Source organism: Domibacillus enclensis, from assembly GCF_900156125.1.
In the GTDB taxonomy this organism is placed as follows: domain Bacteria; phylum Bacillota; class Bacilli; order Bacillales; family Domibacillaceae; genus Domibacillus; species Domibacillus enclensis.
On the sequence record NZ_FTLX01000005.1, the window covers coordinates 201,137 to 223,395 of the forward strand.

Below are 22,259 nucleotides of genomic sequence, written 5' to 3' on the forward strand. Positions count from 1 at the left end.
CATGATCATGGCAGCAAAAGGCGGTTCATTTTTAATAGAAGAAGTAGAGGCAGCATCGATCTTTACACCGGAGGACTTTACAGATGAACAAAAAATGATTGCGAAAACAACGGAAGAATATGTGATGGGCAGTGTTATGCCGGAAGTGCCTTTCTTGGAAAAACATGAATTTGACCGTTCCGTGAAGCTTTTGCAGGAAGCGGGAGAGCTTGGTCTTTTAGCCGCAGATGTGCCAGAGGAGTACGGCGGGCTCAATCTCGATAAAGTCAGCTCGGCGCTCATTGCTGAAAAGATGGCGGTCGCCGGCGGGTTCTCAATTTCACACGGTGCGCATGTCGGCATCGGGTCGCTGCCCATTGTTTTGTTCGGAAACGAGGAGCAGAAGAAAGTCTATTTGCCGGATCTGGCTGCGGGTACAAGGTTCGCCGCTTATGCGCTGACAGAGCCGGGCTCTGGTTCCGATGCGCTTGGCGCTAAAACGACAGCTCGGTTAAATGGAGCCGGAACTCATTACGTGTTAAATGGAGAAAAACAGTGGATTACTAACTCCGCCTTTGCCGATATTTTTATCGTATATGCGAAAATCGATGGTGAGCAATTTTCAGCTTTTATCGTAGAAAAAGGGTATCCAGGGGTATCAACAGGCGCTGAAGAAGAAAAAATGGGCATTAAAAGCTCCTCAACCCGGACGCTGATTTTATCCGATGCAGAAGTGCCGGTGGAAAACCTGCTCGGGGAAGCGGGAAGAGGTCATATTATTGCCTTTAATATTTTAAACATCGGCCGCTACAAGCTCGGTGTCGGCACGGTCGGCAGCTCCAAGCGGGCGCTTGATATTTCACTCAAATATGCCGGAGAAAGAAAGCAGTTTAAAACCGCTATTGCGAATTTTAATTTGATCAAAGAAAAGTTTGGAACGATGGCATCCAAATTGTATGCAGCGGAAAGCGCGATTTACCGGACGGTCGGCTTGTTCGAGGAACGAATGAGTGCCCTGTCCGAAGAAGAACAAAAGGATGGGAAAGCGATCGCAGCTTCGATTGCTGAGTATGCAATCGAATGCTCGCTCGGGAAATTTTTCGGCTCGGAAGTGCTGGATTACATGGTCGATGAGGGAGTTCAAATCCACGGCGGCTACGGATTTATGGAAGAATACGAAATTGCCCGCATGTACCGCGATTCCCGGATCAACCGGATCTTCGAGGGAACGAATGAAATCAACCGATTGCTCGTGCCGGGTACATTCGTGAAAAAGGCTTTTAAAGGCGAGCTGCCGCTGTTTGAAAAAGCAAAGGAGCTGCAGGGTGAGCTGATGATGCTCATGCCGGAGGAGCCGGGAGATGAAGTGCTTGCGCAGGAAAAAATGCTTGTGAAAAACGGGAAAAAAGTGGCGCTTCTTGCAGCCGGGCTGGCTGTCCAGAAATACGGAAAAGCGCTTGAAGCCGAACAGGAGGTACTTGCAAACATTGCCGATCTCGTCAACCTGGTGTATGCAATGGAATCCGCTGTGCTGCGGACGGAAAAAGCGATTCAGGCTTCCGGCGAAGGAAAAAACAAGCAAAAAATCCTGTACACACAAATTTTCTGCCAGGAAGCCTTTAACGAAATTGAAGCACATGCGAAAGAAACGCTCGTCGCCATCGAATCCGGCGACAGCCTGCGGATGATGATGTCCGTCCTCCGCAAGCTCGGCCGCCACACGCCGATTAACGTTATTGCGAAAAAGCGTGAAGCAGCAGACCGGCTGAATGAAGCTAAGAGATACATCGTATAAGCAACCGAACAGACAAAAAGGAGCCGAACGGTCGTGTCACACGATCGTTCGGCTCAAGCTGGTAAAAAGAAGGTCCCATATCGCCGGTATGTTGAAGATATCAGCGATTGACAGGTGAATATCGGCGATCGACATGTATATATCAGCGTTATTCTACCTATATCGGCGATCGTTTTTTCTATCTCCAGATGCGAGACAGCTGCGGGGAAATGTGAACGTTTTTAGCCTGTATTCTAAAAAAAAAGCAATTAAAGAGGATTTTGCTCCTGCTTGTCGAACCTCGTTATGTATGAGGTGATAAAGGATGAAATTTTACTGGTATCCGCAATGCGGAACGTGCCGCAATGCAAAAAAATGGCTGGATGAGCATAATGTTGACTATGAAGCCATACACATTGTGGAAAGCCCGCCGTCTAAAGCGGAACTAAAAGAAGCATACGAAAAAAGCGGACTGCCGCTTAAGAAATTTTTTAACACGAGCGGTCAAAAGTACCGCGAGCTTGGATTAAAGGACAAGGTGGGAACAGCTTCTGATGATGAACTGCTCGACATCCTTTCATCGGACGGCATGTTGATCAAGCGGCCGCTTGCAGTGGGAAGCGAAACCGTAACGGTCGGCTTCAAGGAAGAAGATTATACAGGGAAATGGCAGTGATTTTCTTGCTTTCTGCTCGATTAATCAGTAAAGTGTAAAGTGTAATTATTCTAATCTGGAGGTACATACAAATGAACTTGCCTAAAGAGCTGCGCTATTCTGAAGAACATGAGTGGGTGAAACAAGAAGACGGAAAGGTCCGTATCGGCATCACTGATTTCGCCCAGTCAGAGCTTGGCGATATCGTATTTGTTGAGCTTCCTTCTGTTGGAGATACAGTAACAGCAGATGAGCCATTCGGCAGCGTTGAATCTGTTAAAACTGTTTCTGAACTGTATGCGCCTGTCAGCGGTACAGTGGTAGAAATCAATGAAGAACTGGATGACAGCCCTGAATTTGTAAACGAGTCACCATACGAAAAAGCATGGATGATCGTCGTGGAACCGTCTGATGCTGCGCAAATCGAGGAATTGATGACAGCGGAGCAATATGAAGAAATGACAAAAGAAGATTAACAGAAGACCGGCTTTTCGCCGGTCTTTTTTCTTTCTATTTTTGGGTAAACAACGTACGATATAGATATTAACAAGCAGCGGGGTGATTGGTGATGATGGTGGAAAAAACGATTATCGTCGAAGGGTCATCTGATCGAAAGCGGGTAGCCCAAATTGTGCAGGAGCCAATTGAAATTATTTGTACGAACGGGACCATTGGTGTTTCACGTCTGGATGAGCTGGTGGATGAACTGTTTGAACGGGATGTTTACATTTTGGTTGACGCAGATGCGTCCGGTGAAAAGCTGCGCCGGCAATTTATGCGAGAGCTTCCCCACGCCCGTCACCTTTATATCGACCGCGGCTACAAAGAAGTAGCATCAGCACCGCATCGTCATCTGGCCGGAATTTTAATGAGTGCCGATATCGATGTGCGCGGTGAGTATTTACAAAAAGAAGGAGCACAAACGTAAATGAACACAGCTCAGCCGATTCAGGAAATGTTAAAAAAACCGAAAGCAGCTCTTTATTTATATACTCCGATGTGCGGCACGTGCCAGGTAGCGGGGAAAATGCTGGATGTCATTGAGGCAATGAAGGTTGAAGTGCCAATTGAACGGATCAATTTGAATTACCACGAAGAATTATCCCAGCAGTTTGAAGTGGAAAGTGTGCCGTGTTTGCTTTTGCTTCAAGAAGGGAAGCTAAGTAAGAAAATTTACGCTTTTCAGTCAGTTCCATATATATATGAAGAAATACAGTCGTTTTCATAATTCCGCCGAATTTTGTCGGAATTTGAACATCGATTGTTGACATGACTGCAAGTGCGGTGGTAAAATCCATTCATAATTAATAGCGACTCTTATCAAGAGCGGCAGAGGGAATGTGCCCGATGAAGCCCGGCAACCGTCTATAATAGAAAAGGTGCCAAATCACACGAAGCAGTATGCTCCGGAAGATGAGAGAAAGGAATTTGAACGCAAAGCCTTTCTGTCATTATGGGCAGACAGGCTTTTTTTTTGGAAAGGAAGTGATCCCATGATCAAGATTAATCAAGCAAAAAAGATTTTTCAAACGAAAAATGGTCCTGTAAAGGCTGTTGATGATATAAACCTGTCTGTTCAAGAAGGAGAAATTTTTGGCATGATCGGCTACAGCGGCGCTGGGAAAAGCACGCTGATTCGGATGCTGAATGGGCTTGAAACGCCAACAGAAGGGTCCGTCACTGTAGCTGGGCGGACGATTTCATCCATCAAAGGATCAGAGCTCCGGAAAGCACGGCAGGAAATCGGCATGATCTTTCAGCATTTTAACCTTCTTTGGTCTCGTACGGTTCGGGACAACATTGCATTTCCACTTGAAATTGCGGGTGTCTCAAAAGCCGAACGAAACAAACGTGTCGATGAGCTGATTGACCTCGTCGGCCTCAATGGACGCGGGGATTCATATCCTGCACAGCTGTCAGGCGGTCAAAAGCAGCGTGTCGGAATTGCCCGGGCACTGGCAAATAATCCGAAAGTGCTCCTTTGTGATGAAGCTACATCCGCACTGGATCCGCAAACGACGGATTCGATTTTAGAGCTTCTCGTAGACATTAACGAACGCCTCGGCTTAACGATCGTGCTCATTACCCATGAAATGCACGTCATTCGCAAAATTTGTCATCGCGTGGCGGTCATGGAAGAAGGTAAAATTGTCGAGCTCGGTCCGGTTCTAGATGTATTCCGCCGCCCGGATCAGCCAATTACAAAACGGTTTGTTCAGCAGGTCACGGAGCCGGAGGAGTCAAAGGAAACGATTCAGCATCTGCTTGCTGAACATCCGGATGGGCAGATTGTCAAGCTTACGTTTGTGGGCATTTCAGCAGAACAGCCTGTTGTCACAGAGTTAATTCGTTCCTTCAACGTAGGCGTGAACATTTTGCAGGGGAAAATCTCTCAGACGCAAAATGGTGCTTACGGGACTCTTTTTGTGCAAATAACCGGAGACCGGGCAGCAGTAGCCGAAGCAGTTGCATTTTTAGACGCGCAGCAGGTGGATTCGGAGGTGATTACGTATGATTGAACAATGGTTTCCGAACGTAGACTGGGAAAAAATGTGGGAAGCAACGTATGAAACCCTTTATATGACGAGCATCTCCGTCGTGATCACGTTTATTCTCGGTATTATCCTCGGTCTTCTTTTATTTTTAACATCTAAAGGACAGCTTTGGGAAAATAAAATAGTATACAGCATTACAGCTGTTATTGTGAACGTCTTTCGGTCGATTCCGTTTATCATTTTAATCGTATTATTAATTCCGTTTACAAAGGCAATAATGAATACGATCATTGGTGAAAATGCGGCATTGCCAGCTCTTATTATCGGGGCAGCTCCATTTTATGCCCGTATGGTTGAAATTGCTTTGCGCGAAATTGACAAAGGTGTGATTGAAGCAGCTCGTGCAATGGGTGCTTCAACATGGACCATCATCCAAAAGGTGCTTATTCCGGAATCACTTCCGGCGCTTGTATCCGGTCTGACGGTGACGGCGATTGCCCTTGTCGGCTATACGGCTATGGCCGGTGTTATTGGGGCCGGGGGACTTGGGAATCTGGCTTTCCTGGATGGCTTTCAGCGCAGCCGGACAGATGTGACCATTATGGCGACCATTGTTATTTTAGTGATTGTGTTTGTTATCCAGTTTATCGGTGATACAGCAGTTCGCAAGCTTGATAAACGTTAATAATAATTTTATTTCAGGAGGAATGTCAAAATGAAAAAATGGCTTTTAAGTGTATTTGCAACAGGAAGTGTACTCGCTCTCGCTGCATGCGGCGGCGGAGATGAATCATCCGATACAGCAACGGATTCCGGTTCGTCAGAAGAAGACAAAACGATTGTTGTCGGCGCGTCTAACACGCCGCATGCGGTTATTTTAGAAGAAGCGCAGCCACTGTTAGAAGAACAGGGCTACGATTTGCAAATTGAAACATTCCAGGACTACGTGCTGCCAAACACAGCGCTTGAAGAAGGCGATTTGGATGCGAATTACTTCCAGCATCTTCCGTACCTCGAGCTGCAGGAAAAAGAGCAAGGCTATGATTTCGAAAACGCCGGCGCGATTCATATCGAGCCAATGGCTGTTTATTCGCAAAAATACAAAAGCTTAGACGAGCTTCCAGACGGTGCGACGATTATTTTGAGCAATTCGGTAGCAGAGCATGGACGCATTTTAATGATTCTAGAAGCGGAAGGCTTAATTACGATTAAAGACGGCATCGACAAAACACAGGCATCACTTGAAGACATCGCGGAAAACCCGAAAAACATCAAGTTTGATTACGATTACGAGCCTGCTCTTTTAACGCAGCTTTATGAAAACGGCGAAGGGGATGCGGTCGTGATCAATTCAAACTACGCAATTGACGCCGGCATCAGCCCAACAGAGGATTCTATCGCTATTGAAGGAACGGACTCACCTTACGCCAACTTGATCGTGACACGTTCAGGGGATGAAGACGCAGAAAAAATCAAGGCGCTTGTGGACGTATTAAAATCACAAGAAATTCAAGACTTTATCACAGAGGAATGGCAGGGTGCTGTCGTACCTGTAACTGAATAACAAATGGGAAAGCCTGGCGACCAGTGAGCGTCAGGCTTTTTAATATAATGCCGCTTTTCTTGAAGATTGTATTTTCGAATAATTGCGAATTTGGCCGTATGAGGTTTAAATTGTGAGATACGGGTATTATATGAGAGTAATCAGGAGCTCACATCGTGTGAGCGGGAGAGAGGCTATGAGACGGCTTTTGCGACTCCTGGCTGAACTTGTTACCATTAACCGTGGAAGATTCAGTTTCCAAAAAAAAACGAAAAGGATTGATTCCCCATTAGTAACTCACTTGATATGAAGCACACAGAAGGTATGGAAAAAGCGATGCACGCCAATTATGGTGTCGGCTATGCGGAGTACAACCAGAAGCACGAAGTGAGAATGGAAGTTGAGCAGCAGCGCGAGAAGGACTATCAGAAGTCACAGCAGATGGCTGCTGACGTGAACCGTAACTTTACGAATCATATTTAATAGTGAAAAGAAGGGAAGCCGGCCGAAAAGCCGGTTTTTCTTCTTTTATTTGAGAATACGGAAAGTAACCGGTTTCTACGGTTGAATATAAATTTCATTTGTTATAAGATTGTAATGAGAATAAATTGAGAATAGACATAATCGGTCGTCTCAGCCGATGAATACGGAGGGTTAATTAATGGCACAATCTACGTTAACGATTAAAGATCTTCACGTCGCAATCGACGGGAAAGAAATTTTAAAAGGGGTCAACCTTGAAATTAAAGGCGGCGAATTCCATGCGATCATGGGTCCAAACGGAACGGGTAAATCCACGCTTTCTTCCGCTATCATGGGGCACCCTAAATATGAAGTAACACAAGGCTCTATTACACTCGACGGGGAAGACGTTCTTGAAATGGAAGTAGACGAGCGTGCACGTGCAGGCCTGTTCCTTGCGATGCAGTACCCGAGCGAAATCACAGGCGTCACAAACGCTGAATTTCTTCGTTCAGCTGTCAACGCCCGCCGTGAGGAAGGCGATGAAATTTCACTCATGAAATTTATCCGTCAAATGGATTCAAACATGGATATGCTTGAAATGGATCAAGACATGGCACAGCGCTACTTAAACGAAGGCTTCTCAGGCGGTGAGAAAAAACGCAACGAGATTCTTCAATTGATGACCATTGAACCGAAAATTGCGATCCTGGATGAAATTGATTCCGGCCTTGATATCGATGCGCTTAAAGTGGTATCAAAGGGAATCAACAAAATGCGCAACGAAGAGTTTGGCTGCCTGATGATTACTCACTACCAGCGTCTATTGAACTACATTACACCTGATCACGTTCATGTGATGATGCAGGGCAAAATCGTTAAATCCGGCGGAGCAGAGCTGGCGGAGCGCCTTGAAGCTGAAGGCTACGACTGGATCAAGCAGGAACTTGGCATCGAAGACGAAACGGTACAGTAATCGAGGAGGAACAAACATGACGGAAACAAAATGGTCAGTTGACGAATCCGCAATCCGTGATTTCTCAGCTGCAAACAATGAACCAGAATGGCTATTGAACGTTCGTCTGGATGCGTTCAGCAAAGTGGAGGATCTTCCGCTTCCGAAGCCGGATAAAACGAAAATTGATAAATGGAACTTCACGGAATTTGGTGCACATGACGCAAAAAGTGCTACGTTTAGCACGATTTCTGAACTGCCGGAATCGGCGCAGGCGGTGATCGGTGAAGAACATGACGAGCAAAATGTATACGTACAGCGCAACAGCACACCGGCTATTTTAAAGCTTTCGAATGAGTTAAAGGAAGCGGGCGTTATTTTCACTGATTTTGCGACAGCTGCAAAAGAGCATAGCGACCTTTTCCAAAAATACTTTATGCAGCAAGTCGTCAAAGCGGATGAGCATAAATTAACAGCTCTTCATGCAGCCCTTGTGAACGGCGGTGTTTTCTTATACGTACCAAAAAACGTCGAGATCAAAAAACCGGTGCAAGCTGTTTTTATTCATGACGATGCACAGGCAGCGCTTTTCAACCATGTAATTGTGGCTGCTGAAGCAAACAGCTCTGTCACATACGTAGAAAACTACATTTCCACAGTGGAAACAGAGCAAAGTGTGGTTAATATCATTACAGAAGTGATCGCGGGCGATAATTCACAAGTCTCATATGGAGCGGTAGATACACTCGGTGAAAACACAACGACGTATGTGAACCGCCGCGGAATTACGGCGCCAAATGCACGTCTTGAGTGGTCGCTTGGCATGATGAACGATGGCAATACTGTTTCTGAAAATGTCACGAATTTAATCGGTGACGGTTCGTTTGCGGACACAAAAATGGTGGTCGTTGGACGGGGCAAGCAGTCTCAAAACTTCACAACAAAAGTCGTTCATTTCGGAAAGCACACAGAAGGCTACATCTTAAAACACGGCGTTATGAAGGACGAAGCAAAATCGATCTTTAACGGCATCGGCAAGATCGAGCATGGCGCGTCCAAGTCGAATGCCGAGCAGGAGTCTCGTGTACTGATGCTGAGTGAAAAAGCACGCGGCGATGCCAATCCGATTCTCCTAATTGATGAGGATGATGTTACAGCGGGCCACGCGGCATCTGTTGGACGGGTTGATCCGCTTCAGCTTTATTATTTAATGAGCCGCGGTATTTCGCAGCAGGAAGCAGAACGTCTCGTTATTCACGGATTCTTAGCCCCTGTTGTGAACAAGCTGCCAATTGAAAACGTAAAAAAACAGTTAACAGGTGTCATTGAAAGGAAAGTTCGCCAATGAACGCAGCAGAATTGAGAAAGTATTTTCCGATTCTCGATCAAGAAGTAAATGGTCATCCACTTGTTTACCTTGATAGCGCGGCAACGTCTCAAAAACCGGTTCAAGTAATTGAAGCGGTCAATGAGTATTATCAAAAACACAACTCAAACGTTCACCGGGGCGTTCATACACTGGGCAACCGGGCAACGGATTTATATGAAGGCGCGCGCGATAAAGTGCGTTCCTTCATCAACGCTGCTTCCATGAAGGAAATTGTTTTCTTGCGTGGAACAACAACAGCGCTGAATCTGGTTGCACAAAGCTACGGCGGCGCCAATGTGCAAGAAGGCGATGAAATTGTGATCACGTACATGGAGCACCACTCCAATATTATTCCGTGGCAGCAGCTCGCCAAACAAAAAGGTGCGGTTTTAAAATACATCCCACTTCAGCCGGATGGAACGATTTCCATTGAAGATGTGCGGGAAACCGTCACATCCAAGACGAAGATTGTATCCGTCATGATGGTGTCAAATGTACTTGGCACGATTAATCCGATTGAAGACATCACGAAAATCGCTCACGAAAATGGAGCGGTGATGGTAGTAGATGGGGCACAGGCGGCACCGCATTTAGCGATTGACGTTCAAAAGCTGGACTGCGACTTTTTCGCTTTTTCCGGCCATAAAATGTGCGGACCGACTGGAATCGGGGTATTATATGGGAAACAGGCTCTTTTAGAGAAGATGGAGCCGGTTGAATTTGGCGGCGAAATGATTGATTTCGTCGGCCTGTATGAATCGACATGGAAAGAGCTTCCGTGGAAATTTGAAGGCGGCACCCCAATCATCGCAGGCGCTGTCGGTCTTGGCGCAGCGATTGATTTTCTAAATGAGATCGGGCTCGATGCGATCGAGCAGCATGAGCATAAGCTCGCTGCCTATGCACTGGAAAAGCTGTCGGCAATCGAAGGCTTTTCAATTTACGGCCCGCCGAACGGCAGTGACCGTGCGGGCGTGATCACGTTTAACCTGGATGATGTTCATCCGCATGACGTGGCCACTGTTCTTGACGCAGAAGGCATTGCAGTCCGTGCCGGCCATCATTGTGCACAGCCGCTTATGAAATGGCTCGACGTATCTGCTACAGCACGCGCAAGCTTTTATGTGTATAACACGGAAGAAGATATCGACAGACTTGCCGCCAGTTTGTTAAAAACGAAGGAGTATTTCTCAGATGTCTTTTAATAATTTGGATCAGCTGTATCGCCAGGTGATTATGGATCATTATAAAAATCCGCGCAACAAGGGCGCCATTGAAGACGGCAGTGTGACCGTCGACATGAACAACCCGACGTGCGGTGACCGCATTCATTTAACGATGAAGGTAGAAGATGGGATTGTCACAGACGCGAAATTTGACGGCGAAGGCTGCTCAATCTCCATGGCATCCGCTTCCATGATGACACAGGCCATCAAAGGAAAAGACATGGATCACGCGATGAAGCTGTCGCACGTTTTTTCGGAAATGATGCTTGGCAATGACTATCCGGATGATGTAGACCTTGATGATATTGAAGCCTTGCAGGGAGTGGCCAAATTTCCTGCCCGCATTAAATGCGCGACGTTATCGTGGAAAGCGATGGAAAAAGGGCTTCAGGACGAACAATAAATGAATACAAAGCAGAATGGGCGGAAACAATCGTTTGCCGCCATTCTGTTCTAACAGGAGGAATGCAGCATGGCTAAAAAAGCCCCTGAAATCGGCGATTACAAATATGGCTTCCATGACCGTGACGTCTCGATTTTCCGTTCAGAGCGTGGGTTAACGCCTGAGATCGTAAAAGAAATTTCCAAAATGAAAGAAGAACCGCAGTGGATGCTCGACTTCCGCTTAAAATCATTGGAGCATTTTTACAAAATGCCGATGCCGCAGTGGGGCGGCGACATGTCTTCTTTGAACTTCGATGAAATTACGTACTACGTAAAGCCATCTGAACGTTCAGAGAAATCGTGGGATGAAGTACCAGAAGAAATCAAGCAAACATTTGATAAGCTTGGTATCCCTGAAGCAGAGCAAAAATATTTAGCCGGTGTATCCGCTCAGTACGAGTCTGAAGTTGTGTATCACAACATGAAAGAAGACTTGGAAGAAATGGGCATCGTGTTTAAAGATACCGATTCTGCATTAAAAGAAAACGAAGAAATCTTTAGAAAGCACTGGGCAACAGTTATTCCGCCAACGGATAACAAGTTCTCAGCGCTAAACTCAGCTGTTTGGTCAGGCGGCTCGTTTATTTACGTACCGCCAGGCGTAAAAGTGGATACACCGCTGCAAGCGTATTTCCGTATTAACTCAGAAAACATGGGGCAATTTGAGCGTACATTGATCATCGTCGATAAAGACGCAAGTGTTCATTACGTTGAAGGCTGTACAGCTCCGGTTTACACAACCAACTCTCTTCACTCCGCAGTTGTTGAAATTTACATCGCGGAAGGCGCTTATTGCCGTTATACGACGATTCAAAACTGGGCAAACAACGTATTTAACCTGGTTACGAAGCGTGCCGTATGTGAAGCAAACGCAACGATGGAATGGGTAGATGGCAACATTGGTTCCAAGCTGACGATGAAATACCCGGCTGTTATCTTAAAAGGTGAAGGTGCGCGCGGCATGACATTGTCCATCGCTCTTGCCGGCAAAGGACAGCATCAGGACGCCGGTGCAAAAATGATTCATTTAGCGCCGAATACATCGTCAACCATCGTGTCAAAATCAATCTCAAAACAAGGCGGGAAAGTCACATACCGCGGCATCGTCCATTTCGGACGCAAAGCGGAAGGCGCCCGTTCAAACATCGAGTGCGATACGCTCATTATGGATAACAAATCAACATCTGATACCATTCCATACAACGAAATCTTAAACGACAACATCTCGCTTGAACACGAAGCGAAAGTATCAAAGGTATCAGAAGAGCAATTGTTCTACTTGATGAGCCGTGGCATTTCAGAAGAAGAAGCAACAGAAATGATCGTCATGGGCTTTATTGAGCCGTTTACAAAAGAACTGCCAATGGAATACGCCGTTGAAATGAATAGATTGATCAAGTTCGAAATGGAAGGGTCAATCGGTTGATAAGCAAAAGCCTGCAGATTATTCTGCGGGCTTTTTTTTGTTCTTTTTCTTTTTGTATTCATGAAACAATGGAAGGGCAAAAAAGAAAAAAATGAAAATCGTTAATAGGCCAATTTCTACCGGGCCTATAATTTGTATAGGTGTTAATATCGCAGCAATCGACGTTTTAACATCGAACTTCAATAACAGGTCCATGCCGAAAATCAGTGCGAAAAGAAAAAGGCTGATGAGTAATGCAATTCCGATGATTTTCATGCGGGCAGTGCCTTCGTTTTTTTATTTTTAAAAAATGCGATAATCAGCAAAACAGCTGGTATCACTACTTGTACAGGAAGCTGTACATAGATGGTCGCAAGCTTCAGTCCTTCTTCGATATGTTCAGCATAGCTTCCGGCGATGGAAATGGAAGAAAGCAAAATAATGATTCCCATTGGGTAAATAAGCTGAGAAGGCTCCTTCACCTGAAAAAGATCAGCAATTCCGGAAGCGGCCACATAAAAATAAAGACTGAGCTTGAAGAAAATACCAATAATCAAAACAAGTAAAAAATACACGTCCAGTCTTTCAAGAAACTCAGCGAGCTCAATCATTTGGATAGTAGAAAGGATAGGGAACTGAGAGCGGCTCGTTAAATCAACGCCAAGAACACTTACATTGATTATCATCGCGAAGGCGAGAGAAAGGCCGCTTAGCGTCATCGCGGATATATACACCCGCTTTAGCTTTTTTCGTTCATTTAAATAAGGAAAAATCATCGTAAAGACAATGGCTTCACCAAAGGGCACGTAGAGCGTTTCCATATAGACGGTTTTGAATACGGCATAAAATCCGTTCTCTAAAACCGGCTGCAGCTGTCTGAAATCAATGAGACCGGAAGAACTGATTAAAACTAAAGCGCTCACTGTAATTAGTAAAAATAAAAAGAAAAGCAATTCACCTGTACGGGCTAAAACCTCAATCCCGAATCGAAGGGTATAAATGACCAAAAGCATCAGCAGGGCATTGACGACAAATAAAGGTGAATCCGGATAGGTCGAGGTCACAAGCATGGCGCCAAAATCTCGAAGGTCTCGAGAAGCTAAATAGATAAAGTAAATCATGTACAGGAAAGCAAGCATTTTTCCTGGGATACGCCCGATTATTTTCTGTACATAACCGGTGGGCAGCATGTCAGGGTAATAAAGGTAGAGACGGTAGTAAATGAAAAACAGAAGAAATCCGCCCACCATGCCCATGACAATCGAAAGCCATGCATCCTGTTTTGCTCCTATGGCGAGCGGAATTAAAATTGCACTTCCGAATTCAAATAAAGCGATCATAACAAATAATTGAAAAGCACTGATTTTTGCTTTTTCCATCGTGCAGACGCTCCTTCTTATGAGTCAATTGATGACCAATAGGATTTATTTCGCAAGCCCGTCCGGCGTACAAACGATTCCGCATTCACTTGAACAGTAAGCGAAGGAAACATTTCATCATCCCATGTTTTTTTGACTTTATTCCAGTAGGTGGGGTCTTTTCGATGAACCGCTTCCCCGAAGCCAAATACATCTGCATGATACTGCTGCACTTTTTGGACGGAATGGAGGATGTCCTGCTCGATGACTTTATTCATTTCTTTTTCGATATCTGCGAGAACGTGGGGATCGTTTAAGCTAATGGCCTGCTTTACTTCCATAATGTCTCCTTCTGCTTGAACATGGATAGAAATAACAGGCTTTTCATGTTTTATGTCAACACGCACCTCCGTTTGTTGACGTGAGACTTGAAATGCGATGGCATTTTTTTGATCCTTCCAGTCGAGATTCAAGTTAGTTGATAGTAATTTATCCATTGTCCAGGTCGTTCCTCTTGCCAGGTCATCATCAAGCCAGCCGATTAATTTATCCTTTTTGAAAACAGCCATTCCATTTGCGTATGGAGCTGTTTCAAGCTGAGCGGATTGAAGGTTTTCCTGTTTATTGCCATCTTCTGCGCTGCCTTTCAGGGAGACGCCGCTGATCAATGGTTCTGATCCTGGTGAAACAAGAGTATGGATCACATCGTGAACTCTCGTATTAAAATGCTCGCCCTGTATGAGTTCATTTAAAGAAATCATTTTTATGATTTTTTCGGAAGGCAGCTTATCGATGCCTGTTAACGTCTGAACAACCATCTCTGCTTTTTCACCGCGAGCAATGACCACCTTTGTCGTATTACGAAATTCTATGCCACGATCAATTCCGTCAAAAACAGCGGCAATGCCTTCTTCAGCTGCTAACTTTTCGCTAATGACAATGACATTTGTATGAGCATAATACGGCTGCCGTGAAATTTTTCCGGATAATTGTCCATGCAGGTCTATCAAGTTATCTGCTTCCGCTTTATAAACGGCAATGGGCAGGTTTTCGCCGCCGCCGCCCTGGAGACCGCTTGCCACATTGCTTGGAATCACGATTTGAAAGGTGCCTACATACTGACCGCTTTCAGTGATATCGAGCCCTAGCGCTGACACAATCGCCAGGTCCGTCAGTTCTCTCTTGTCCCAGCAGCCGGCGAGTAAAAAAGAAGCAGCGGCCAGGATCAAGCTCATGATCAGATTACGTTTCATTGGTTTCTCCTTCCACTGTTTTCTTGTTGACCATGCCTTTAGGAACAGAGTGATCGTATTCTTGTCCACGTTCACTTCGCGTTGGATTGCTGTGTCCAAAAAGCCGAGGGCGGTTTTTGGAAAATAAAAGGGGCAGCCGGATAAAGGTGTCGCCCACATTTTTCGCAATAAAAGGCGCAAGCGGTGACATATATGGAACACCGAATGAGCGAAGGCTGCACAAATGAACAATCATGGCCATGAAAATGAGGGCGACGCCGTAAAAGCCAAAAGAAGCAGCTGCTCCCATGAATAAAAAGCGCAGGAGCCGCGCAGACATGGCGATTGAATAAGATGGGGTCGCAAAACTCGTAATCGCCGTAATGGAGACGATAATGACCATCGCTGGCGACACAATGCCTGCCTGAACGGCGGCTTGTCCGATGACAAGGGCACCAACAATCGAGACAGTAGAGCCGATTGCTTTCGGCATCCGCACGCCTGCTTCTCTCAAAATCTCAAATGTGATTTCCATAATGAGTGCTTCAACAAATGCGGGAAAAGGAACGTTATCCCGCTGTGCAGCGACAATGATTAAAAGACCGGTTGGGATCATCTCTTGATGAAAGGTCGTAGCAGCAATATAAACGGCGGGTCCTATTAATGAGATAAGGAAAACGAGAACACGCAGCATCCGGATTGCCGTTGCGATATCGAACCGGGAATAGTAATCTTCTGCCGACTGAAAAAACTGAACAAAAACGGCCGGTGCCAGAAGAACGAAGGGAGTGCCATTCACAATGATGGCTACCCGGCCTTCAAGAAGGTTCGCGGTGACAATGTCCGGTCGTTCAGTGTTGATAATCGTAGGAAAGGGCGTAAACGTTTCATCTTCAATAAGCTGTTCAACATATCCTGATTCGAGGACACCGTCCATGTTAATTTTTTTAAGCCTTCTGCGTACTTCTCCCAGCACTTCCTCACTGACGAGACCGTTTATGTACATAACGGCTACATCTGTTTTCGTTTGCTTGCCGACTTTCATTGTTTCCACCCATACGTTTGGATTGTGAATCATGCGCCGGATTAAAGCGATGTTCGTTGCCATTGATTCGGTAAACCCTTCCTTGGGGCCGCGTACGGATACTTGAGTTGATGCTTCCTGAATGCTGCGCCTTTCTCCGCCCTTCACATCCGTGATGACTGCTGTTGACGTGCCGTCCATAAAAAGAACAGCATCACCGCCCACAACAGCCAGAATCGCTTCCTCATACTTTTTAGTGAATTGAATGCTCCCGAGGGCGATGCTCTGCCTTGCGATGATGGGAAGTGCTTCATCCGGCGGAAGTGGTTTTGGCAGGGCTTCATGCTTCAGCAATGGCTCGAGCAGGCTTTCCTGAATCGGAACGGAATCAATCAATCCATCTGTGTAAACAACAGCTGCTTTATAATGGCCGATAGAAAGTGTTCGGATAATAATGTCAGGGCTGTAGCCGGTTTTTTGCCGGATTGTATCCAGGTTTGCAGACAAAGAAGAAGGGATCAAATCTTCACTCCCCGATGATTGTTTTGCACGGACAGCTGTCTTTCTTCGTTTGAAAAATGATTTCATCTTCCGTTCTCCTTTTTTTCAACCATTCTCACCATATTGGCGAGATTTAAAACAGAAGATTTCAAGATTCACACAATCTGACTAAATATGCTACACTCATACTACGAGGTGATACGGATGATTTGGACTGGGGTAACAGGCTGGGGAGATCATGACACACTGTATACACAAGGGGTCGCTTCCCGGGATAAATTAACGGAATATGCGGCTCATTTTCCGACGGTTGAAGTCGATTCAACCTTTTACGCTGTGCAGCCTGAACGCAATATGCGCAAATGGACAGACGAAACACCTGAGGATTTCCGGTTTGTGGTTAAAGCGTTTCAAGGAATGACGGGCCATGAACGAGGAGACATTCCGTTTGATTCAAAAGAAGACATGTTTCACGCTTTTAATCTGTCTTTAACGCCAATGGTGGAAGCGGGCAAGCTTGCGATGGTTTTGTTTCAATTTCCGCCGTGGTTTGACTGCACGAGGGAGAATGTGACATACATCCGGTACTGCAAGGAACAGATGGGGCCGGTTCCGCTGGCGATCGAATTCCGCAATCAGACGTGGTATCAAGCGAAGTATATAGATAAAACCCTTTCTTTTTTAGAGCAGGAGGACTGGATTCACACTGTTTGTGATGAACCTCAGGCAGGTGATGGATCGATTCCGATCGTGCTGCAGGCAACGAATAAAGAAAAAACGCTGGTTCGCCTCCACGGCCGCAACCGGGCGGGCTGGCGGAAAAACGGCCAAAAAAATTGGCGCGAAGTCCGGTACTTGTACCGATACAATGAACATGAGCTGCGCCAGTGGATGGATTTTACCGCTGAACTTCAGAAGCAGTCGAAAGATGTGTATGTCCTGTTTAACAACAATTCCGGCGGAGATGCGGCGGATAATGCCAAGCAATATGTAAACCTGGCCGGTATTCAGTACGACAACCTGGCTTCCCGCCAGCTGGATTTATTTTAGGAGGCCTGGCCGATGGAATGGGTGATCTTACTTGGAGTAGGTCTGGCAGCGGCGATTACCGGCTCGCTTGTCGGTCTTGGAGGCGGCATTATCATCGTGCCGGCCCTGCTTTTTTTAGGCGGCACAGCGCTTCTTGCGAACGTTTCCCCGCAAATAGCAGTCGGCACGTCCTCTGTTATTTTAATCGTGACCGGTTTGTCGTCGACACTGGCTTACATGAAGCAGAAAAAAGTGGATTACCGGCTGGGGCTTATATTGTTTATCGGCAGCGCTCCGGGAAGTATTCTGGGTGCCTGGGCGAACAAAGGGTTGAATGTCGATCAATTCAGCTTATATTTCGGCTTGTTTATGGTGCTGATGTCCTTCGTTCTAATGCTGAAAAGCCGGGCAAAACCCGTGTTTGGAGCACGTGGAATAGCGAGGACATTTGTCGACAGCGAGGGCACACATACGTACGCGATTGAACCGGTGACAGGCACCGCAGCTTCATTTACGGTCGGGTTTTTCGGGGGACTGTTTGGAATTGGCGGAGGGTCGCTTATGGTGCCGGCGATGATTATGCTGTTTGCTGTGCCGCCGCACGTGGCGGTCGCGACCTCCATGCTTCTCATCTTTTTGTCTGCCTGCGTGTCAAGCGTGACCCACGTGGCTCTTGGGAATGTAGAGTGGTTGTATGCGGCGGCTCTCGTGCCGGGCGCGTGGTTCGGCGCCAAGCTCGGTGCCTGGCTGAATGCGCGAATGGCTTCGAAAACGGTGGTGCTGCTGCTTCGTCTCGTCTTGATTTTGGTCGGAGTCCGCCTTATTTGGCAAGGCATTCATTAAAGGTGGAGTGAAAATGAAAAAGACGATACATATTTATCATACGAATGATTTACACAGCCATTTTGAAAACTGGCCAAGAATTGCTCATTTTATAAAGGAGCGCCGACGTCTTCATGACGAGGCGGGAGAGTATTCCTTTGCGTTTGATATCGGTGATCACGTGGACCGGGCGCATCCTCTTACGGAAGGAACGCTAGGCACGTATAATATTGACCTGCTGAATGAGTCACAATTTCATGCAGTAGCCATCGGCAACAATGAAGGCATTACGATGCCCCGTGAAGCGTTAAACAGGCTGTATGAGCATGCTTCATTCCCCGTTGTCTGCGCTAATCTGTTCGAGAAAAACGGCGAAACGCGCCCGGACTGGCTTGTGCCGCATACGTTTTTCCAGGCGGGGGATACAACGATTGCCGTTACCTCTGCCACGGCTCAATATACCGCATTTTATGAGCTGCTTGACTGGTGTGTAACACTGCCGGTCGATGAACTGAAAAAGCAGATTGCGATGCTGAAAAAGAGAGCAGACATTGTCATTGTCCTGTCGCATCTGGGCATGTACGATGATGAAAAGCTGGCTGAAGAAACCGAGGCCGACGTGATCCTTGGCGGACATACACATCATGTGTTTCATGAAGGCAAAATGGTGAACGGCACTTTGCTTGCCGCAGCGGGAAAGTACGGCTACTTCGCCGGACACGTGGAACTGGATCTCGACGTGGAAAGCGGCCGTGTTGTGGCGAAGCGGGCACGCGTTTTTGAAACGAACCGCTCTCTGAAGCCCCCTCAAGATGAGCAGGAACAGCAGGAACGAATTGAAGAGCGAGGCAGACAAGCGCTGTCCGTCCCAGTCGTTCATTTGGACAAGCCGATTGAAAGCCATTGGTTTGATCCGTCGCCGCTGCCGCAAATGCTGACAGAAGCCTTGACAGACTGGTGCCAGGCCGACTGCTCGTTTTTAAATGCGGGCGTTGTTCTCGGCCATTTGCCGGCCGGAAACGTAACGAAGTATGACTTGCATAAGCTGCTGCCGCATCCAATCAACCCGTGTTTAATTGAGTTGACCGGTGCGGAGCTTTCCGAAGTGCTTCGCCAGACGCGTGACGAAAAATGGCCTCATCTGCAAGTCAAAGGGCTGGGCTTTCGCGGCAGTGTAATGGGCCGGTTTGTGTATGACCGAATCAAAATGAACGGCCCGCACTTTTTAATCAACGGAGAGGCGATCGAGTTAAAAAAGACATACAAGCTGGCGACGCTTGATATGTTTACGTACGGACATTACTTTGTTGAGCTTCATAGAGCCCGCTCCAAGCGTTATTTTATGCCTGAATTTTTACGTGATCTGATGGAATGGAAGCTTTTGCAGCAATAAACCTTCTTCTCCGCATATACTGCGGAAAGGAGGTTTTTTTATGCGGCGGCGGAGAAAATGGCGCAGCAGATCGCAGATGTCTATGCGCCACCGGCTTGTGACAGCGTTCCTTTTGTTTGTTCTTGGCGTCATCTTTCTTTTTTGGCTGATCAACCGGAATCTTCAGCCGGTTTTGTTAAATTATGCAGATGCCCAAACCGAAAAAATTGCCTCGATGGTGCTGCAAAAAGCGATTAGCCGGGAGATCACAGAAAACCTTGATATAAAAGACATTATGATCACGGAAGGAGGAGAAGGCGGGTCCACTTCCTTTAATACACAAGTGATTAACAAAGTGCTTGCAGAAGTAACCGATCTTGCAGAGGAAAATCTCGACCAGGCAGAAGCGGGGGATTTAAGAGAGCTGGAGAAATTATCTGGGGTCGATATCGATGCTAAACGAACGGCACAAGGGGATGGCATTGCTTACACCATTCCGCTCGGACAAATTACGAACAATGCCATTCTCGGTAATATCGGGCCCCGCATCCCGATCCGCTTTCATGCGATAGGAGACGTAACATCCAATGTGGAAACGAAGGTTGAGCCATTCGGCATTAATTCTGCTTATGTGGAGGTGTACATTGAACTGGAGGTGAACGTGCAGGTTATTGTGCCGTTTGCTTCTGATATGAAGGTGGTCAAGCAGACATTGCCGGTCGCCATGGGTCTCGTGCATGGAACTGTGCCTAATTATTATAATCCTGATTCTGTCGGGATTCCGGCAAAATAAAAGAGTATGGATAATGTTCGGTTTTTTTGATAAGATGGTAGCGAATCTATCGTGCAATAGCAATGAAGTGAAACAAGTCATTGCTTTTTTTGTGCAATTCATTAGAAGGAGAGACGATTTTGGAAAATACGATTTTTTCACTGTTGCCGCCTTTTTTGGCGATTGTAATGGTGGTTCTAACGCGCAGGGTGCTTCTGTCCCTTGGTGTAGGGATATTATCTGCTGCGCTGCTTCTCGCCAATTTTAACGTTGGCCAAACCCTTTCCATCACCTGGGGAGCCCTGGCTGGCAATGTGTATACGGTGACGGATGGAGCATTTGAATGGAGTATGTGGAATTTATATATCATTTTCTTCCTGCTTATTCTGGGCATCATCACCGCATTCATCACCATTTCAGGCGGAAGCCGCGCTTTTGGCGAATGGGCTGTGACACGCGTTAAGTCACGTACAGGTGCGCAGGTTATGGCGGCACTTCTTGGCATATTGATTTTCATTGATGACTACTTTAATGCGCTGGCGGTTGGGCAGGTATCGCGTCCGATCACAGACCGCCACCGGATTTCCCGGGCAAAGCTTGCTTACATTATTGACTCTACGTCCGCACCAGTTTGCGTTGTGGCACCTGTATCAAGCTGGGGAGCATACATTATCGGGCTGATCGGCACCATTTTGGCTGCTCATCAGGTAGCGGATGTCACGGCATTTTCAGCTTTCCTGCAAATGATCCCAATGAATTATTACGTCTGGGCCGCGCTTGGCATGGTGTTTGTTGTGGCCTTGTTAAACCGTGACTTCGGCGCAATGAAAAAGCACGAAGACCATGCGATTCAAACGGGAGAGGTCGTGTTTACCGACCGCGAAATTCCCGGTGAATTAAAAGAAGACCTGCCTGTCAGTGACCGTGGAACCGTCGGCGGTCTCGTTTGGCCAATCGTTGCTTTGATTATTGGTACCGTGACGGCGATGGTGGTAACCGGCTATCAGGCGGCCGGTGCGGGAGCAGGCATTATGGCGATTTTTGAAAATACAGATGTAGCCAAATCGCTGTTCTGGGGCGGATTAATCGGCTTTGTTGTTTCGCTTATTTCTTTCGCTCGCCAGGGCTCTGTGTTCCCTGAAGGAGCAGGGTCTGTCTTTAAAAAAGGGGTATTTGAAGGAATTAAATCAATGCTTCCAGCCGTTTACATTTTATTTTTAGCATGGACGATTGTTGCGTTGATCGGCGAGCTTGGAACGGGCACGTATTTAGCGGGTCTTGTTGAGCAGTCAAACATGAACATCGGGTTCCTGCCGGCCATTTTATTTATCGTTGCAGGCATTATGGCATTCTCAACCGGCACAAGCTGGGGCTCATTTGGCATTCTGCTTCCGATCGCTGGTGAAATTGCGGCGGCAACAGATATTTCCCTTCTGCTGCCGGCTTTGGCCGCTGTTCTCGCGGGCGCTGTATTCGGCGATCATTGCTCGCCGATCTCTGACACGACAATCCTTTCGTCAACAGGGGCGGGAAGCAATCATATCGATCATGTGATGACACAAATTCCATATGCAGCGGTATCCGCTGTATGTGCAACAGCAGGGTATCTTGTTCTCGGCTTCACAGGCAGCACGCTGTTTGGGCTGCTCGTGACCCTTCTCTTGCTCGGTGTGGCGGCTATTCTATTAAAACGCCAAAAAACAAGCTCGCCTGCTTAAGCAGGCGGGCTTGTTCCGCGTCTTATACAGCCATGTATATATTATCCTCTGAAAATAATAAAAAAAGATATTTACGAATATTTTAAACAATATTATAATAAGGAGTGTCTTCAGAAGTTATCTG

The 22,259-nt window shown here is 46.6% G+C and carries 23 protein-coding genes and 1 riboswitch; of the genes, 19 read left to right on the forward strand and 4 right to left on the reverse strand.

From position 1 onward, the window contains the following. Positions 1-7 precede the first annotated feature (7 nt). The 14 genes from BW952_RS12115 to sufB all read left to right on the forward strand — a co-directional run bounded on the left by BW952_RS12115 (position 8) and on the right by sufB (position 12,328). Positions 8-1,774 (forward strand): acyl-CoA dehydrogenase family protein, encoded by a 1,767-nt coding sequence (locus BW952_RS12115; RefSeq protein WP_082084650.1) that lies wholly within the window; start codon positions 8-10, stop codon positions 1,772-1,774. A 304-nt stretch (positions 1,775-2,078) separates the two neighbouring features. Continuing rightward, the gene (locus tag BW952_RS12120; protein WP_045851754.1) at positions 2,079-2,429 is read left to right on the forward strand and encodes an arsenate reductase family protein; all 351 of its coding nucleotides are present in this window, start codon (positions 2,079-2,081) and stop codon (positions 2,427-2,429) included. Between the two features lie 71 nt (positions 2,430-2,500). Beyond that, entirely contained in the window at positions 2,501-2,884 is a 384-nt protein-coding gene (gene gcvH / locus BW952_RS12125; protein ID WP_045851755.1) for a glycine cleavage system protein GcvH, read from the forward strand. An 89-nt stretch (positions 2,885-2,973) separates the two neighbouring features. Further along, positions 2,974-3,336, forward strand: coding sequence for a toprim domain-containing protein (locus tag BW952_RS12130; RefSeq protein WP_045851756.1), 363 nt, complete (start codon positions 2,974-2,976; stop codon positions 3,334-3,336). Further along, positions 3,337-3,636, forward strand: a complete 300-nt coding sequence (locus BW952_RS12135) for a thioredoxin family protein (protein WP_045851757.1) — start codon at positions 3,337-3,339, stop codon at positions 3,634-3,636. It begins immediately after the preceding gene. Positions 3,637-3,722: 86 nt separating this feature from the next. Beyond that, positions 3,723-3,828, forward strand: a riboswitch (SAM riboswitch). Between the two features lie 73 nt (positions 3,829-3,901). Beyond that, positions 3,902-4,927, forward strand: a complete 1,026-nt coding sequence (locus BW952_RS12140) for a methionine ABC transporter ATP-binding protein (protein ID WP_045851784.1) — start codon at positions 3,902-3,904, stop codon at positions 4,925-4,927. Next, positions 4,920-5,588 carry a methionine ABC transporter permease gene (locus BW952_RS12145; RefSeq protein WP_045851758.1) on the forward strand — a complete coding sequence of 223 codons (669 nt, stop codon included), beginning with the start codon at positions 4,920-4,922 and terminating at the stop codon, positions 5,586-5,588. The genes BW952_RS12140 and BW952_RS12145 overlap by 8 nt, the downstream gene beginning before the upstream one ends. Before the next feature lie 30 nt (positions 5,589-5,618). Further along, positions 5,619-6,467, forward strand: a complete 849-nt coding sequence (locus tag BW952_RS12150; protein ID WP_045851759.1) for a MetQ/NlpA family ABC transporter substrate-binding protein — start codon at positions 5,619-5,621, stop codon at positions 6,465-6,467. A 303-nt stretch (positions 6,468-6,770) separates the two neighbouring features. Beyond that, entirely contained in the window at positions 6,771-6,929 is a 159-nt protein-coding gene (locus tag BW952_RS19495) for a YuzK family famiily protein (protein WP_169714102.1), read from the forward strand. A 178-nt stretch (positions 6,930-7,107) separates the two neighbouring features. Next, positions 7,108-7,884: a Fe-S cluster assembly ATPase SufC gene (sufC, locus tag BW952_RS12155; RefSeq protein WP_045851760.1), complete on the forward strand. Its 777-nt coding sequence runs from the start codon at positions 7,108-7,110 to the stop codon at positions 7,882-7,884. A gap of 16 nt (positions 7,885-7,900) precedes the next feature. After that, on the forward strand, positions 7,901-9,211 hold the full coding sequence (sufD, locus tag BW952_RS12160; RefSeq protein WP_045851761.1) for a Fe-S cluster assembly protein SufD: 1,311 nt from the start codon (positions 7,901-7,903) through the stop codon (positions 9,209-9,211). Next, positions 9,208-10,437, forward strand: a complete 1,230-nt coding sequence (locus BW952_RS12165; RefSeq protein ID WP_045851762.1) for a cysteine desulfurase — start codon at positions 9,208-9,210, stop codon at positions 10,435-10,437. The genes sufD and BW952_RS12165 overlap by 4 nt, the downstream gene beginning before the upstream one ends. Continuing rightward, entirely contained in the window at positions 10,427-10,861 is a 435-nt protein-coding gene (gene sufU / locus BW952_RS12170) for a Fe-S cluster assembly sulfur transfer protein SufU (protein WP_045851763.1), read from the forward strand. Before BW952_RS12165 ends, sufU begins: the two co-directional genes overlap by 11 nt. Before the next feature lie 69 nt (positions 10,862-10,930). Continuing rightward, positions 10,931-12,328, forward strand: coding sequence for a Fe-S cluster assembly protein SufB (gene sufB / locus BW952_RS12175; RefSeq protein ID WP_045851764.1), 1,398 nt, complete (start codon positions 10,931-10,933; stop codon positions 12,326-12,328). A gap of 18 nt (positions 12,329-12,346) precedes the next feature. On the opposite strand, the gene BW952_RS19895 is transcribed toward sufB, so the two are convergent. The 4 genes from BW952_RS19895 to BW952_RS12195 are packed head-to-tail and all read right to left on the reverse strand — an operon-like array spanning position 12,347 to position 16,509. After that, positions 12,347-12,583 (reverse strand): YczF family membrane protein, encoded by a 237-nt coding sequence (locus tag BW952_RS19895; RefSeq protein WP_045851765.1) that lies wholly within the window; start codon positions 12,581-12,583, stop codon positions 12,347-12,349. Further along, positions 12,580-13,686, reverse strand: coding sequence for a GerAB/ArcD/ProY family transporter (locus BW952_RS12185; protein WP_045851766.1), 1,107 nt, complete (start codon positions 13,684-13,686; stop codon positions 12,580-12,582). Before BW952_RS12185 ends, BW952_RS19895 begins: the two co-directional genes overlap by 4 nt. 17 nt (positions 13,687-13,703) lie before the next feature. Continuing rightward, entirely contained in the window at positions 13,704-14,918 is a 1,215-nt protein-coding gene (locus BW952_RS12190) for a Ger(x)C family spore germination protein (protein ID WP_045851767.1), read from the reverse strand. Then, positions 14,908-16,509: a spore germination protein gene (locus BW952_RS12195; RefSeq protein WP_045851768.1), complete on the reverse strand. Its 1,602-nt coding sequence runs from the start codon at positions 16,507-16,509 to the stop codon at positions 14,908-14,910. Before BW952_RS12195 ends, BW952_RS12190 begins: the two co-directional genes overlap by 11 nt. 117 nt (positions 16,510-16,626) lie before the next feature. Between BW952_RS12195 and BW952_RS12200 the strand changes: the two genes are divergently transcribed. The 5 genes from BW952_RS12200 to BW952_RS12220 all read left to right on the forward strand — a co-directional run bounded on the left by BW952_RS12200 (position 16,627) and on the right by BW952_RS12220 (position 22,135). Further along, positions 16,627-17,472 (forward strand): DUF72 domain-containing protein, encoded by an 846-nt coding sequence (locus tag BW952_RS12200; protein WP_045851769.1) that lies wholly within the window; start codon positions 16,627-16,629, stop codon positions 17,470-17,472. Positions 17,473-17,484: 12 nt separating this feature from the next. Beyond that, a complete protein-coding gene (locus BW952_RS12205; protein ID WP_045851770.1) occupies positions 17,485-18,294 on the forward strand; it encodes a sulfite exporter TauE/SafE family protein in 810 nt (269 codons plus the stop codon). 13 nt (positions 18,295-18,307) lie between these two features. After that, on the forward strand, positions 18,308-19,666 hold the full coding sequence (locus tag BW952_RS12210) for a bifunctional metallophosphatase/5'-nucleotidase (protein ID WP_045851771.1): 1,359 nt from the start codon (positions 18,308-18,310) through the stop codon (positions 19,664-19,666). A gap of 40 nt (positions 19,667-19,706) precedes the next feature. Further along, the gene (gene yunB, locus BW952_RS12215; protein ID WP_045851772.1) at positions 19,707-20,438 is read left to right on the forward strand and encodes a sporulation protein YunB; all 732 of its coding nucleotides are present in this window, start codon (positions 19,707-19,709) and stop codon (positions 20,436-20,438) included. A 119-nt stretch (positions 20,439-20,557) separates the two neighbouring features. Continuing rightward, complete coding sequence (locus BW952_RS12220; protein WP_045851773.1) at positions 20,558-22,135, forward strand: Na+/H+ antiporter NhaC family protein; 1,578 nt, start codon at positions 20,558-20,560, stop codon at positions 22,133-22,135. Positions 22,136-22,259: the final 124 nt, after the last annotated feature.

Bases quoted from the DNA above. Each gene is read 5' to 3' on its own strand.
- BW952_RS12115 (WP_082084650.1), top strand. From the start codon at position 8: ATGGCAGCAAAAGGCGGTTCATTTTTAATAGAAGAAGTAGAGGCAGCA.
- BW952_RS12120 (WP_045851754.1), top strand. From the start codon at position 2,079: ATGAAATTTTACTGGTATCCGCAATGCGGAACGTGCCGCAATGCAAAA.
- gcvH (WP_045851755.1), top strand. From the start codon at position 2,501: ATGAACTTGCCTAAAGAGCTGCGCTATTCTGAAGAACATGAGTGGGTG.
- BW952_RS12135 (WP_045851757.1), top strand. From the start codon at position 3,337: ATGAACACAGCTCAGCCGATTCAGGAAATGTTAAAAAAACCGAAAGCA.
- BW952_RS12140 (WP_045851784.1), top strand. From the start codon at position 3,902: ATGATCAAGATTAATCAAGCAAAAAAGATTTTTCAAACGAAAAATGGT.
- BW952_RS12145 (WP_045851758.1), top strand. From the start codon at position 4,920: ATGATTGAACAATGGTTTCCGAACGTAGACTGGGAAAAAATGTGGGAA.
- BW952_RS12150 (WP_045851759.1), top strand. From the start codon at position 5,619: ATGAAAAAATGGCTTTTAAGTGTATTTGCAACAGGAAGTGTACTCGCT.
- BW952_RS19495 (WP_169714102.1), top strand. From the start codon at position 6,771: ATGGAAAAAGCGATGCACGCCAATTATGGTGTCGGCTATGCGGAGTAC.
- sufC (WP_045851760.1), top strand. From the start codon at position 7,108: ATGGCACAATCTACGTTAACGATTAAAGATCTTCACGTCGCAATCGAC.
- sufD (WP_045851761.1), top strand. From the start codon at position 7,901: ATGACGGAAACAAAATGGTCAGTTGACGAATCCGCAATCCGTGATTTC.
- BW952_RS12165 (WP_045851762.1), top strand. From the start codon at position 9,208: ATGAACGCAGCAGAATTGAGAAAGTATTTTCCGATTCTCGATCAAGAA.
- sufU (WP_045851763.1), top strand. From the start codon at position 10,427: ATGTCTTTTAATAATTTGGATCAGCTGTATCGCCAGGTGATTATGGAT.
- sufB (WP_045851764.1), top strand. From the start codon at position 10,931: ATGGCTAAAAAAGCCCCTGAAATCGGCGATTACAAATATGGCTTCCAT.
- BW952_RS19895 (WP_045851765.1), bottom strand. From the start codon at position 12,583: ATGAAAATCATCGGAATTGCATTACTCATCAGCCTTTTTCTTTTCGCA.
- BW952_RS12185 (WP_045851766.1), bottom strand. From the start codon at position 13,686: ATGGAAAAAGCAAAAATCAGTGCTTTTCAATTATTTGTTATGATCGCT.
- BW952_RS12190 (WP_045851767.1), bottom strand. From the start codon at position 14,918: ATGAAACGTAATCTGATCATGAGCTTGATCCTGGCCGCTGCTTCTTTT.
- BW952_RS12195 (WP_045851768.1), bottom strand. From the start codon at position 16,509: ATGAAATCATTTTTCAAACGAAGAAAGACAGCTGTCCGTGCAAAACAA.
- BW952_RS12200 (WP_045851769.1), top strand. From the start codon at position 16,627: ATGATTTGGACTGGGGTAACAGGCTGGGGAGATCATGACACACTGTAT.
- BW952_RS12205 (WP_045851770.1), top strand. From the start codon at position 17,485: ATGGAATGGGTGATCTTACTTGGAGTAGGTCTGGCAGCGGCGATTACC.
- BW952_RS12210 (WP_045851771.1), top strand. From the start codon at position 18,308: ATGAAAAAGACGATACATATTTATCATACGAATGATTTACACAGCCAT.
- yunB (WP_045851772.1), top strand. From the start codon at position 19,707: ATGCGGCGGCGGAGAAAATGGCGCAGCAGATCGCAGATGTCTATGCGC.